This window comes from Rhodanobacter sp. UC4448_H15, from assembly GCF_052978265.1.
Genome location: NZ_CM129665.1, coordinates 1,784,982 through 1,799,057, shown reverse-complemented (window position 1 = coordinate 1,799,057; position 14,076 = coordinate 1,784,982). Strand labels below are relative to the sequence as shown.

General features: G+C 67.8%; 7 protein-coding genes and 1 tRNA gene. 4 read left to right on the top strand and 4 right to left on the bottom strand.

All coding sequences use genetic code 11. From position 1 onward, the window contains the following. Window positions 1–10: 10 nt before the first annotated feature. The gene (locus ACVCMI_RS07975; protein WP_447099220.1) at window positions 11–3,178 is read left to right on the top strand and encodes a multidrug efflux RND transporter permease subunit; all 3,168 of its coding nucleotides are present in this window, start codon (window positions 11–13) and stop codon (window positions 3,176–3,178) included. 192 nt (window positions 3,179–3,370) lie between these two features. On the opposite strand, the gene ACVCMI_RS07970 is transcribed toward ACVCMI_RS07975, so the two are convergent. Beyond that, window positions 3,371–4,564: an acyl-CoA dehydrogenase family protein gene (locus ACVCMI_RS07970; RefSeq protein WP_395121363.1), complete on the bottom strand. Its 1,194-nt coding sequence runs from the start codon at window positions 4,562–4,564 to the stop codon at window positions 3,371–3,373. Window positions 4,565–4,663: 99 nt separating this feature from the next. On the opposite strand from ACVCMI_RS07970, the gene ACVCMI_RS07965 reads away from it, so the two are divergent. The 3 genes from ACVCMI_RS07965 to metH are packed head-to-tail and all read left to right on the top strand — an operon-like array spanning window position 4,664 to window position 9,412. Further along, window positions 4,664–5,593 (top strand): ArsR/SmtB family transcription factor, encoded by a 930-nt coding sequence (locus tag ACVCMI_RS07965; protein ID WP_447099221.1) that lies wholly within the window; start codon window positions 4,664–4,666, stop codon window positions 5,591–5,593. A gap of 25 nt (window positions 5,594–5,618) precedes the next feature. Beyond that, the gene (locus tag ACVCMI_RS07960) at window positions 5,619–6,716 is read left to right on the top strand and encodes a homocysteine S-methyltransferase family protein (protein ID WP_447099222.1); all 1,098 of its coding nucleotides are present in this window, start codon (window positions 5,619–5,621) and stop codon (window positions 6,714–6,716) included. Then, window positions 6,713–9,412 carry a methionine synthase gene (gene metH, locus ACVCMI_RS07955; RefSeq protein ID WP_447099223.1) on the top strand — a complete coding sequence of 900 codons (2,700 nt, stop codon included), beginning with the start codon at window positions 6,713–6,715 and terminating at the stop codon, window positions 9,410–9,412. The genes ACVCMI_RS07960 and metH overlap by 4 nt, the downstream gene beginning before the upstream one ends. Before the next feature lie 82 nt (window positions 9,413–9,494). Here metH and ACVCMI_RS07950 read toward each other — a convergent pair whose 3' ends face one another. The 3 genes from ACVCMI_RS07950 to ACVCMI_RS07940 form a co-directional block, all read right to left on the bottom strand. Further along, the gene (locus ACVCMI_RS07950; protein WP_395117545.1) at window positions 9,495–9,836 is read right to left on the bottom strand and encodes a lipid-A-disaccharide synthase N-terminal domain-containing protein; all 342 of its coding nucleotides are present in this window, start codon (window positions 9,834–9,836) and stop codon (window positions 9,495–9,497) included. A 155-nt stretch (window positions 9,837–9,991) separates the two neighbouring features. Further along, window positions 9,992–10,066 (bottom strand) — tRNA-Val (locus tag ACVCMI_RS07945). Window positions 10,067–10,213: 147 nt separating this feature from the next. Next, the gene (locus ACVCMI_RS07940) at window positions 10,214–13,933 is read right to left on the bottom strand and encodes an EAL domain-containing protein (protein ID WP_447099224.1); all 3,720 of its coding nucleotides are present in this window, start codon (window positions 13,931–13,933) and stop codon (window positions 10,214–10,216) included. Window positions 13,934–14,076 lie beyond the last annotated feature (143 nt).

The following is a 14,076-nucleotide window of genomic DNA, read 5'->3' as shown; positions in this document are numbered from 1 at the left end:
GAGCGCCGACATGCCCAACTTCTTCATCGACCGCCCTGTCTTCGCCTGGGTGGTCGCCATCCTGATTTCGCTCGGTGGCGTGCTGGCCATCCTCAACCTGGGCGTGGAATCCTACCCGGACATCGCGCCGCCGTCGGTCACGGTCAGCGCCAGCTACCCCGGCGCCAGCGCCGACACCACCGAGAAAACGGTCACCCAGGTCATCGAGCAGCAGCTGACCGGCATCGACCACCTGCTGTATTTCAGCTCCTCGTCCAGCGCCAGCGGTCGCGCCAGCATCACGCTGACCTTCGAGAGCGGTACCGACCCCGACATCGCCCAGGTGCAGGTGCAGAACAAGGTGGCGCTGGCCACACCGCGACTGCCTTCCGAAGTGACCCAGCAGGGCGTGGTGGTGGCCAAGGCCAACGCCGGCTTCCTGATGGTGGTGGCGCTGCAATCGACCAACCCGGGCATCGACCGCGACCGCCTCAACGACATCGTCGGCTCGCAGGTGCTCGACCAGATTTCGCGCGTGCCGGGCGTGGGCAGCACGCGGCAGTTCGGCTCCGAGTACGCCATGCGCATCTGGCTCAACCCGGACAAGCTGCACGGCTACAATCTGTCGGCCAGCCAGGTGCTCGCCGCCGTGCGTTCGCAGAACGTGCAGTTCGCCGCCGGCGCGCTGGGCGCGGACCCGGCCATCCCCGGCCAGGGTTTCAGCGCCACGGTGTCGACCGAAGGCCGTTTCACCACGCCGCAGCAGTTCGCCGGGATCATCCTGCGCACCAACACCGACGGCACCACCGTCACCCTGGGCGACGTGGCGCGCATCAGCTTCGGGCCCGGCAACTACGGTTTCGATACCCAGTACGACGGCAAGCCGATCGGCGCCTTCGCGATCCAGCTGCTGCCTGGCGCCAACGCGCTCAACGTGGCCACCGCGGTGCGCGCCAAGATGGATGAGCTGGCGCCCAGCTTCCCGCCGGGCGTGACCTGGTTCAGCCCGTACGACAGCACTACCTTCGTGACCATCTCGATCAACGAGGTGGTGCACACGCTGATCGAGGCGATCGTGCTGGTGTTCCTGGTGATGCTGCTGTTCCTGCAGAACTTCCGCGCCACCATCATCCCCACCCTGGTGATTCCGGTGGCCCTGCTCGGCACCTTCCTCGGCATGCTGGTGCTCGGCTTCACCATCAACCAGCTGACCCTGTTCGGCATGGTGCTGGCGATCGGCATCGTGGTCGACGACGCGATCGTGGTGATCGAGAACGTCGAACGCATCATGACCGAGGAGGGTCTCTCGCCGAAGGATGCCACGCGCAAGGCGATGGGCCAGATCACCGGCGCGGTGGTGGCGATCACCGTGGTGCTGGCGGCGGTGTTCGTGCCCTCGTCGCTGCAGCCCGGCGCCTCCGGCATCATCTACAAGCAGTTCGCGCTGACCATCGCGCTGTCGATGGGCTTTTCCGCCTTCCTCGCGCTGAGCTTCACGCCGGCGCTGTGCGCCAGCTTCCTGCAGCCGGAGCACGAGAAGAAGAAGAACGTCGTCTATCGCAAGTTCAACCGGCTGTTCGACTGGACCACGCACACCTATACCCGCCACGTGGGCGTCGCGATCGGCCACGCGCCGCGGTGGATGCTGGCGTTCGTGGTGGTCGCGCTGCTCGGCGGCTTCCTCTACACGCGCCTGCCCGGCAGTTTCCTGCCGGAGGAAGACCAGGGCTACGCGATGTCGGTGATCCAGCTGCCGCCGGGCGCAACCAAGCAGCGCACCACCGAGGTCATGACGCAGATGCGCGACATCCTGCGCAAGGACCCCGCGGTGGACGGGGTGATGCAGGTCACCGGCTTCAGCTTCATCGGCTCCGGCGAGAACGCCGGCATGGCCTTCATCAAGCTCAAGGACTGGGCCGACCGCGATGTCGGCGCCAGCGAGTTCATCCAGCGCGCCAACCGCAAGCTGCACCAGATCCGCGATGCGCGCATCTTCGTGATCAACATCCCCACCGTGCAGGGGCTGGGCCAGTTCGGCGGCTTCGACATGTACCTGCAGGACCGCAGCGGTGCCGGTCGCGACGCCCTGACCGCGGCACGCAACACCCTGATCGGCAAGGCCAACCAGGACAGCAAGCTGGCCGGCGTGCGTCCGAACGAGCTGGAGGAAGCACCGCAGCTGCACCTGCAGGTGGATCGCGTGCAGGCGCAGTCGATGGGCCTGTCGATCGGCGACATCTACAACGCGATCGGGCTGATGCTGGCGCCGGTGTACGTCAACGACTTTACCTATGGCGGGCGCATCAAGCGCGTGATCATGCAGGCCGACGCGCCCTACCGCATGGGCCCGGATGCGCTGCAGCACATCTTCACGCCCAGCTCCAAGCTGGCCGGCGACGGCACCGCGCAGATGATCCCGCTGGCCAACGTGGTGCACTCGACGTGGGACGTGTCATCGCCCTCGCTGACCCGCTACAACGGCTACTCGGCGGTCGAGGTCGTCGGCTCGCCGGCGCCCGGGCACGCCTCGGGCGAGGCAATGAGCGAGATGGAACGGATCATCCGCAACGACCTGCCCAAGGGCTTCGGCTACGACTGGACCGGGCAGTCGTACCAGGAGATCCTCTCCGGCAACGCGGCTACCCTGCTGATGGTGCTGTCGATCTTCATCGTGTTCCTGGCGCTGGCCGCGCTGTACGAAAGCTGGTCGATCCCCGTCTCGGTGCTGCTGATCGTGCCGCTGGCGTTCCTGGGCGCGGTGGTGTTCACCCTGCTGCGCGGCCTTCCCAACGACATCTACTTCAAGATCGGCCTGATCACGGTAATCGGCCTGGCCGCGAAAAACGCGATCCTGATCGTGGAATTCGCGGTGGCCGAGCAGCAGGCCGGACGCAGCCTGCGCGAGGCCACGGTCGACGCAGCCCGCCTGCGCCTGCGCCCGATCCTGATGACCTCGCTGGCCTTCATCCTCGGCGTGTTCCCGCTGCTCGTCTCCTCCGGCGCCGGCGCCAACGCACGCCACGCCATCGGCACCGGCGTGATCGGCGGCATGCTGTTCGCCACCTTCCTCGGCGTGCTGCTGATCCCGGTGTTCTACGTGGTGGTGCGTCGCCTGCTCGGCGACAGACTCGATGGCCACGACCACCCGGGCATCCAGGGGCCACACACCTTCGACTCCGATCCGCAGCGGGGGCTTTGAAGCCGGGAATAGGGAATCGAGAATAGGGAATCGGAAAAGCACGCCCCGCAAGCCCCTGACAAAAACGCCCCGGTATCAGCCGGGGCGTTTTTTGTTTCCCTTGAGAGCGGCGGAGCCTCAATCAACCGGATTGCGCCTGCCGCATGCTCGTCCGATTCCCCATTCCCTATTCCCTATTCCCGATTCCCTGCCTCACCGCAATCCCGTCTCCGCCCGCGCAATCACCAGCCGCTGGATCTCGCTGGTGCCTTCGTAGATCTCGGTGATCTTGGCGTCGCGGAAGTAGCGTTCCAGCGACATTTCCTTCGAATAGCCCATGCCGCCGTGGATCTGCACGGCCTGGTGGGCGATCCACATCGCCGCTTCGGAGGCGGTGAGCTTGGCCACGGCCGCCTCGGTGCCGAAGCGGCCGCCGTGCTTTTCGGCCTCGCCCTTGGTCCACGCGGCGCGCAGGGTGAGCAGCGTGGCCGCATCGAGCTTGCACTTCATGTCGGCGATCTTGGACTGGGTCATCTGGAAGGTGCCGATCGGCTGGCCGAACGCCTTGCGGTCGCGCGACCACTGCAGCGTGGCTTCGTACGCGGCGCGGGCAATGCCGACCGCCTGCGAGGCGATGCCGATGCGTCCGGCATCGAGCACGCCCATCGCGATCGAGAAGCCCTTGCCCTCCTCGCCCAGCAAATTGGCTTTTGGCAACACGTAATCGGTGAACTCGATCTCGCAGGTGGCCGAGGCGCGGATGCCGAGCTTGGGCTCGGTCTTGCCGGCGTGGAAGCCGGGCAGCCGGGTATCGACGATGAAGGCCGACACCCCCTTGGCGCCGATGCCCGGCGTGGTGATCGCGAACAGCACGATGTAGCGCGCCACCGGGCCGGAGGTGATCCAGCTCTTCTTGCCGTTGATCACCCAGTCGCCGTTGGCGTTCCTGGTGGCGCGGGTATGCATGGCCGAGGCATCGGAGCCCGATTGCGGCTCGGTCAGCGCATAGGCACCGATCGCCTCGCCGGTGGCGATGGCGCGCACGTACTGCTGTTTCTGCTCCTCGGTGCCATGCTTGAGGATGCCGTTGCAGAACAGCGAATTGTTCACCGACATGACCGTCGAAGTGGCCGCGTCGGCGGCAGCGATCTCGATCATCGCCAGCACGTAGGCGATCGGGTCCATGCCGGCACCGCCGTACGCCTCAGGCACCTCGATGCCCATCAGTCCGAGCCGGCCCATCTCGCGGATGTTCTCCAGCGGAAACTCGCCCTTCGCGTCCAGCTCGGCCGCCACCGGCGCGATGCGCTTGTGCGCGAAATCACGGGCGATCGACTGGATCGACAACTGGTCTTCGGTAAAACGGAAATCCACGGGTGGGCTCCTTGAGGCAATCGAGCCGCCGATTTTAGCGGCAAATGGCCGATCGGCCCCGCGCAGCCCGCTTGACGCATGGCAAAGCCCGGCCTAGCCTATACATCTTTATATCGCGATACAGGGATAATCATGGACTTGGCCACCGCGTCCAGCGTGTTGCGCCTGCTCGCCGACCCCACCCGCGTGCGCCTGCTGGCCCTGCTGGAGAACGAGGAGCTGACCGTGGCCGAACTGGCCGCCGTGCTGCATCTGGCGCAGCCACGGGTATCCACGCATCTGGCCAAGCTCAAGGAAGCCGGCCTGGTGCGCGACCGCCGCGCCGGCGTCTCGGCTTATTACCGCGCCAACAACGAGGGCGACGAGGCGCAGCACGCGTTGGTGGTTTCGCTGCGCGCCAGCATCGACGACGCCCTGTTGCGCGAGGACACCGCACGACTACCCGGCGTGCTGGCCAACCGCGCCCGCGAGGAAGGCTGGGCCGACACCGTCGCCGGCGACATGGAGCGCCATTACTCGCCCGGCCGCACCTGGGAAACGCTGGCGCGCTCGCTGCTGCAGCTGCTGGGCACCGGCGACGTGCTCGACATCGCCTCCGGCGACGGCATCACCGCCGAGCTGCTGGCGCCGCATGCGCACTCGATCGTCTGCGTCGATTCCAGCGAGCGCGTGGTCGAGGCCGCCGCGAAACGACTGAAGTCGTTCGCCAACGTGCGCGTGATCCAGGGCGACATGCACGCGCTGGAGCTGGGCGAGCAGCGCTTCGATCTGGTGCTGATGCTGCACGCGCTGACCTACGCCGAACACCCCGCCAAGGCGGTGGCCGAGGCCGCCCGCCTGCTGCGCCCCGGCGGCCGCTTGCTGGCCGTGACGCTGGGCCAGCACGACCACCGCGCCGCGGTCGAGCCGTTCGACCACCGCAATCTCGGTTTCCGCATCGAGCAACTCGAAGGCTACGCGCGCAGCGCCGGGCTCGACGTGCTCAGCGGCAACCGGCTCAGCCGCGAGCGCAAGGCGCCGCATTTCGAAGTCATCAGCCTGCTGGCGCGCAAGCGCGCCTGACCCTCTTGTCTGCAAGGACGTTGCAATGAACACCCTGCCCTGGCTCCACCCCGATCGCGTCGCCGCCCTGGAACAGGCGCTGCGCCAACGCATCCTGATCATCGACGGCGCCATGGGCACCATGCTGCAGGCGCACCACCTCGACGAAGAGGGCTTTCGCGGCGAGCGCTTCGAGCACGGCCACGACGGCCACGCGCACGCGCACGACGGTCATGCCCATGACCATCCGGGCTGCGACCTCAAGGGCAACAACGACCTGCTCACCCTGACCCGCCCGGAAATCATCCGCGGCGTGCACGATGCCTACCTCGACGCCGGCGCCGACCTGGTCGAAACCAACACCTTCAACTCCACCCGCATCAGCCAGTCCGACTACAAACTGCAGCACCTGGCCCACGAGCTGAATCTGGAAGGCGCAAAGCTGGCCCGTGCCGCCTGCGACGCGATGACGGCAAAGACGCCGGACAGGCCACGCTTCGTGATCGGCGTGCTCGGCCCGACCAGCCGCACCGCCTCGCTGTCGCCCGACGTCAACGACCCGGGTTTCCGCAACGTGACCTTCGAGGAGCTGGCGGCGAATTACACCGAAGCGGCCAGCGGCCTGATCGACGGCGGCGCCGACGTGATCATGGTCGAGACGATCTTCGACACGCTGAACGCGAAAGCCGCGCTGTTCGCGCTGTCCGAACTGTTCCACCAGCGCGGCGCGCGCGTGCCGGTGATGATCTCCGGCACCATCACCGACCGCTCCGGCCGCACGCTCTCCGGCCAGACCGCCGAGGCGTTCTACTACTCGGTACGCCACGCACAGCCGCTGTCGGTCGGCTTCAACTGCGCGCTCGGCGCCGAGGACCTGCGCCCGCACATCCAGACCCTGGCGAGCATCGCCGAAAGCCATGTCAGCACCCACCCGAACGCCGGCCTGCCGAATGCCTTCGCCGAATACGACGAGACGCCCGAACACATGGCCGGCGTGATCGCCGACTTCGCCCGCGACGGCCTGCTCAACCTGGTCGGCGGCTGCTGCGGCACCACGCCGGCTCACATCCGGGCGATTGCCGAGGCGGTGCGTGATTGCGCGCCGCGTGCGCTGCCTTGCGTCGATCAAGCGGAGGCCGCATGACCATGACGCGCCACACCCGCCTGTCCGGCCTCGAACCGCTGGTCATCACGCCCGACCTGCTGTTCATCAACATCGGCGAGCGCACCAACGTCACCGGCTCGGCCAAGTTCAAGAAGCTGATCAAGGAAGACCGCTACGACGAAGCGGTGGAAGTGGCCCGCCAGCAGGTGGAGAGCGGCGCGCAGATCCTCGACGTGAACATGGACGAAGGCCTGCTCGATTCCGAAGCGGCAATGGTGAAGTTCCTCAACCTGATCGCCGCCGAGCCGGACATCGCCAAGATCCCGGTGATGGTGGACTCCTCCAAGTGGAGCGTGATCGAGGCCGGCCTGAAGTGCCTGCAGGGCAAGGGCGTGGTCAACTCCATCTCGCTGAAGGAAGGCGAAGAACCATTCCTGGAGCAGGCGCGGAAAATCCTGCGCTACGGCGCCGCCACCGTGGTGATGGCCTTCGACGAGAACGGCCAGGCCGACAGCGTGCCGCGCCGCCTGGAAATCTGCGAGCGCTCGTACAAGCTGCTCACCGAAGAAGTGGGTTTTCCGCCCGAAGACATCATCTTCGACTCCAATATCTTCCCGATCGGCACCGGCATCGAGGAGCACGCCGACAACGCGGTGAACTTCATCGAGGCGGCGAAGGAACTGAAGAAACGCTTCCCGTACTCGCACCTCTCCGGCGGCGTCTCCAACGTCTCGTTCTCGTTCCGCGGCAACGACGCCGTGCGCGAGGCGATCCACAGCGTGTTCCTCTACCACGCCATCCAGGCCGGCATGGACATGGGCATCGTCAACGCCGGCCAGCTGGCGATCTACGACGAGCTGGAACCCGAGCTGCGCGAGCGCGTGGAAGACGTGGTGCTGAACCGCCGCGCCGACGCCACCGAGCGGCTGATGGAGATCGCCGAGAAGCACAAGAAAGGCGCGCGCGAGCAGGACAATAGCAACGCCATGGCCTGGCGCGAACTGCCGGTGCGCAAGCGGCTGGAACACGCACTGGTGCACGGCATCGACCAGTTCGTGGTGGAAGACACCGAGGAAGTGCGCCAGACCGTCACCCGCACGCTGGACGTGATCGAAGGTCCGCTGATGGACGGCATGAACGTGGTCGGCGACCTGTTCGGCGCCGGCAAGATGTTCCTGCCGCAGGTGGTGAAATCCGCCCGTGTGATGAAGAAGGCGGTGGCCTGGCTGCTGCCCTTCATGGAAGAGGAGAAAAAACTCAGCGGCAACACCAGCAAGAGCAACGGCAAGATCGTGATGGCCACGGTCAAGGGCGACGTGCACGATATCGGCAAGAACATCGTGGGCGTGGTGCTCGCCTGCAACAACTTCGAGGTGATCGACCTCGGCGTGATGGTGCCGGCGCAGAAGATCCTCGACACCGCGATCGAGGAGAAGGCCGACATGATCGGCGTCTCCGGCCTGATCACCCCTTCGCTGGAGGAGATGGCCAACGTCGCCCGCGAAATGAAGCGGCGCGGCTTCAGCATCCCGCTGCTGATCGGCGGCGCCACCACCTCGCGCGCGCACACCGCGATCAAGATCGAGCCGCACTACGAAACCGCCTGCGTGTGGGTGAAGGATGCCTCGCGCGCGGTCGGCGTGGCGCAGTCGCTGGTCAGCAAGGAGCTGGTCGACGGCTTCCTGGCCAAGGTGCGCAGCGAGTACGCGGAGGTGCGCGAGCGCCACAAGCACCGCGGCCCCGGCAAGAAACTGGTGACGCTGGCGCACGCACGCGGCAACCGCTTCAGCTGCGACTGGGCCAACTACGACCCGCCGCAGCCGGTGCAGCCCGGCCTCACCGTGTTCGACGACTACCCGCTGGCCGAGCTGCGCGAAACCATCGACTGGACACCGTTCTTCCAGGCCTGGGAACTGGCCGGCCACTACCCCGCCATCCTCACCGACGCCGTGGTCGGCACGCAGGCCAGCGAACTGTTCGCCGACGCGCAGGCGATGCTGGACAAGATCGTCAACGAGAAGTGGCTGAAGGCCCGCGCGGTGATCGGCTTCTGGCCGGCCGCCAACCTCATGGACGACGTGGAGATCTACACCGACGACACCCGCACCCAGCCGCTGGCCACGCTGCACCACCTGCGCCAGCAGGCCGACAAGCCGGTGGAACGGCCCAACCTGTGCCTGGCCGATTTCATCGCGCCGAAGTCGTTCGGCAAGCCCGACTGGATCGGTGGCTTTGCCGTCACCGCGGGCCTCGGCATCGAGCCGCACCTCGAGCGCTTCCACGCCGACCATGACGACTACTCCGCGATCATCCTGAAAGCGCTGGCCGACCGCCTCGCCGAAGCCTTCGCCGAACGCATGCACCTGCGCGTGCGCAAGGAGTTCTGGGGTTTCGTGCCCGACGAAAGCCTCGACAACGAGGCGTTGATCGCCGAGAAATACCAGGGCATCCGCCCCGCCCCCGGCTATCCGGCCTGTCCCGATCACACCGAGAAGGCGACGCTCTTCAAGCTCCTCGACGCCACGAACAACGCCGGCATCATACTCACCGAAGGTTTCTCGATGTATCCGGCAGCCGCCGTCTCCGGCTGGTACTTCTCGCACCCCGGCAGCCAGTACTTCGTGGTCGGCCGCCTGGGCCTGGAACAGGTGCAGGACTACGCCAAACGCAAAGGCTGGAGCCAGGCCGAGGCCGAACGCTGGCTCGCCGCCAACCTCGACTACGACCCGGATTGACCGGCCGCCCGGGTAGGGCGGGCACTGCCCGCCGGCTCTTGCTCGTGACGAGGGCGGCGGGCAGTGCCCGCCCTACGCCAACTCAAGCGGTGGCGTCGCCGGTCATGCCGTTCTTTCGATGGCGGAGGTGAACGACCAGGTTGTAGACCGACACGAACACCGGGAAGAAGTTGGAGAGGATGCCCACCGAGTCGTTCTTGCCGAACACGAAGTACGCCAGCAGCAACACGCTGCCGCACACCGACAGCCACCAGAACGCCAGCGGCATCACCACGCGCTTGTACTTGCGCGTGTAGTAGAGCTGGACGAACCAGCGGCTGGTGAACATCAGCGTGCCGGCGAAGCCGACGATCTTCCACGGCGTCAGCTCGAACTGCTGCAGCGCGTGAAGGATGCGAACCAGTTCGGTGTCGAGGAATGCCATGAGCGTGCGCTTGCGTCGGGAAAGGCGCCAAGTCTAGCAATTCGCCACCATCGCTCCTTGCACGCCGCCGCAGCCGGCGGCGATCGGCAAGGCCGTCTCCTTCGCCGCGAACACGAAAAAGGCCACCCGCTGGGTGGCCTTTTCGCGATTCTGTATGGTGGGCGATGCAAGGATCGAACTTGCGACACCTGCCGTGTGAAGGCAGTGCTCTACCGCTGAGCTAATCGCCCGCCGAGAACGCGCAATTTTAGGGATACATGCCGAGCCGGTCAACCATCGCGCGAACTCCGGCGCGGCGCCGACGCTGGGATGGCCGGCGCCCGGTGATCAATGGCTGGGCCGGGCAAGCGACACGGATCTCGCCTGCCCCGGCACGATCAGCCCGACGATTCGAGCACGTGGGCGACCAGTGCGGCCAGAAACGTTTCGCGCAGGCGGCGGTAGTGCGGGTCTTGCGGGCCTTTCAGCGCGGCTACGTGCATGGCGTGGTGGCTGGCGCCCAGGCTGTCGTCGAGATCGGCCAGGTGGAAGTATTCGCCGGGGCCGCAGGTGCGTCCGCTGTGGGTGGCCCAGAACGCGGACTCGGCCGGCAGCGCGACGAATTGCTCCTCCCACAGCAACTCGCCGGCCAGCGCGCCGAGACTGGTGAGCGGGACTTGCGCCCGCGGAGCGGGGCGATGCGCGCGCAGCCAGCCTTGCAGCGCCTCGGCCGGCATCGGCCGGGCCAGTGCGTAGCCCTGGCCGAAATCGGCGCCCAGCAGCGAGGCCGCCTCGATCAGGTCGGGCGTTTCCAGCCCTTCCACCACGACCTCCAGCCGCAGGTCGTTGCCGATGCGGATCAGCTGGCGGATGAAACGCAGCGTGTTCAAGGGGTCGCGTCGGGCCTGCAGCACGATCGCCTGGTCGATCTTGATGCGGTCGAACGGCCATTGGCGCAGCCGGATCAGCGAGCTGTAGCCGGCACCGAGGTCGTCCTCGACCAGCCGAACGCCCAGCGCCTTCAGCGATTGCATGCCCGGCTCGTCCAGCGAGCCGGGGTGTTCGCTGGCCAGCGGGGATTCGAGGATCTCCAGCAGCAGCGCCGCGGGCGGGCAACCGCTGTCGGCGAGGACCGCGGCGGCAGCCGCGCCGTAGCGGGGATCTTCCAGCGCCGCCGCCGGCACGTTCACCGACATGTCCAGCGGGTGGCCCGCACCGCACAGCGATTGCCGGCAGGCGGTGGCCAGCGCCAGGCCATGCCGGAACAGCACGATCAGGTCATCGGCATCCAGCGCGGGCAGGAAGCGGCCCGGCGCCAGCAGCTGGTCGTCCACGTCGCGCAAGCGCGCCAGCGCCTCGAACTCGGTGACCGCGCCGTCGGCCAGCCGGATCAGCGGCTGGTAGTGCATCTGCAAGGCATCGGTGGCGATCCGCGCGCGCCAGCGCTCGCGCACGAAGAACGGCAGCAATTCGGCGCCCTGCCGCGGTGGCGACAGCCGCGCCAGCGCAAGGTCCAGCACCGACTTGACCTGCTCCACGAAGGCACGTTGATCCTCGCTCTGCAAGCCGCCGGCATACGGGCTGTACAGCGACAGCACCACCACCGGGTTGTCGCGCGACGGACACAGCGGGATCGAAACGCTGGAGACCACCCCGAGCCCGAGCGCCATGTCGCGCCAGCTGGCCATGGCCGGATCGCTGCCGAAATGCACGCAGCGCTGGATGCTGACCGTGCGCCAGGCGCGCCCGCTCGGCCCGCCGCCCTCCGGGTGACCGGGATCGACGCGGATCGGCAATGCCTCGCCCGCGCTCAGCGCGCGCAGGTAGGCCGCAAACGCATTGCCCGCTACCGCCTCGTAGGTCAGCCGGCCGGAATCATCCGGGCGCCCCACCGCGCAGGCGGCAAATTCCTGGTGCGAGGCGAGGATGTCGACCACGCCCTGGATCAGGCCAAGATAGCCCTCGGCCGACCACGCCAGCGCATTGAGCCGGGCCAGCAGCGCCATGCGCCGGCGTTGCAGCGCGCGCATGCTTTCAAGCTGCCAATGCCGCTCGGCATCCAGCCGTTGCAGCACCACGTCCAGCGCGCGGCGGTCGGCCGAGGCCAGCACCGTGACCAGGTCGTCGCGCAGTTGCTCGATCGCCTCCAGCAGCCACACTTCCTCCAGCCCGCAGGCGGCGTGGAACAGGCCGGTGCGCGTGGCGCGCTTGCGGTGGGCGGCCAGGTCCAGGTCCGCGCGGGCCAGCACCTGCAGATGCGCCAGCATGTGCAGCTTGAGCGCGCGGTACTCGCCGTCCGGCAACGCGCGCAGCAGCGTGCCGATGCCTTCGTGCTGGAGCAGCGCCGCGCAGAAACTCTCCACCACCGCCTGCAGCCGCGGCTGCCAGCTGTCGCGGCAGGCCCGCAGCAACATGGTGGCCTGCTCGCCGTAAGGTGCGACCGGCCCTTCCGGTTCCACCGTGGCCAGCGCGCCGTCGGAGCGCGCCATCGCCCACCAGCGCGTGCGATGGCGCTTGCGCGCCTTGACCTGGTACATCGCCTGGTCGGCCAGGCGCAGCAACTGCTCGCCACTGGCATGGCCGTCGCTGGCATAGGTGGCGATGCCCAGGCTGGCGCCGATCGGCAGCAGCCGGCCGTCGATCGGCACCGGTTGCAGCAACGCGGCACCGATCCGTTCCAGCAGGTCGTCCAGGTCGCTCTCGTGCTGCAGGTCGTCGAACACCAGCACGAACTCGTCGCCGCCGAAGCGCGCCACGTAGTCGCCGCCGCGCAGCAGCAGGCGCAGCCGCTCGGCCACCTCGGCCAGCACGCGGTCGCCCACCGCGTGGCCGTGGCGATCGTTGATCGGTTTGAGATCGTCCAGGTCGAGCAGACCGACCGCGACCCGCCGCCCCTGCCGCCGCGCGCTGGCCAGCACCGCGTCCAGATGGCGATCCAGCGCGCGCCGGTTGGGCAGGTCGGTGAGGTCGTCGTGCGAGGCGAGGTACGTCTGCCGCTCCTGCTCCTGGCGCAGGGCGTGGCGCTGCGCATGCTGGCGCAGGGCGAGCCCGGCGGCGTCGGCGATCTCGTCGAGCAACCGGCACATCTCCTCGTCGAACGCATCGGGTTCGGCGGTCACCACCACGAATACGCCGGTCGGCGTGCGCGCATTCGGGTCGGTGCCATCGACGGGCCCGGCAAACAATGGCCAGCAGCCGACCGCACTGGCGTGCTCGCTCAGCTCGGGGCGCCAGGGGTTGTCGCTCGGCGTGCCTGCCGTGGGTTTGCGCCGGATGACCGGCGTGCCCTGCATGAACGCCTGGGTAGGCGCGATGGTGCGCGGGCCGTCCTGGTGCCGCGGCGGCATCGGCAGGGTCAGCATCACCTCGGCGATCGGCCCGACCAGGGCCACCCGGCGCAAGGTGTCCTGGCCCTCCACGGCGGCGAACACGTCGACCGCCGCAGCGCCGGCGATGTCCGCCAGCGCACGCGCCAAGGTGGGATAGATCGCGTCCGGGTCGGGTTGCTCCAGCAACGCGCGCTGGATCGTGCGTTGCGCATCGCGGTAACGGCTCATGCGGATGCTGCGTTCTAGCAGCATCTGGTGGTCCCAGAACCGGCTCAGCTCGTCGACCAGGCGCTGGGCCCAGTCCAGCAGCTCCTCGCCAAGCGCCGGGCCGCCCTCGCGCGAGTACGAGGCCAGCACCAGCTGGCCGCCGTCGCGGGTACGCGAGGCGGCCACGATGCAGGCACCGAAGCCGTGCTGGCGGGCGGCGGCGCGCCAGTGCGCAAACTCGGCGGAGGCCACCGGGGTGACGCGGGCGCGCTCCTCGCGCAGCACGATGCCGACCGGGCCGCGGCCGCCGGGCTCGTCCATCGCGTCGCTCAAGCGCAGGGTCTCGGCATAGGCCTGCGCCGGCCCCGCGGCGGCCAGCACCTCGACCGCGTGCATGTTGCTCTCGCGCCTGCCGATCCACACCAACGGCAGCTTCATGGTGGCAGCAAGGATGCGGCTGACTTCCAGCAGTGCCCGGCGGCGATCGTGACCGGGAGCGGCATGCAACAGGCTCAAGGTTTCCGCCACGCTTCGATAGAAGCGCTCGCGCAGTTCGCCGGGCACGGCAGCTCGGTTCGGCATGGACTCCCTCGGCGGCTCCCCGTCGTCGTGGATCGTGTCGGCGCGTTTGCCTGCCGCACAAGCCGGGAGTCACCGGCAAAGCGGCAGTCGTGGGTGATTCGGTGCAACGATCATCAGCCTACCGGAAATCGGTCCGTCGCCGC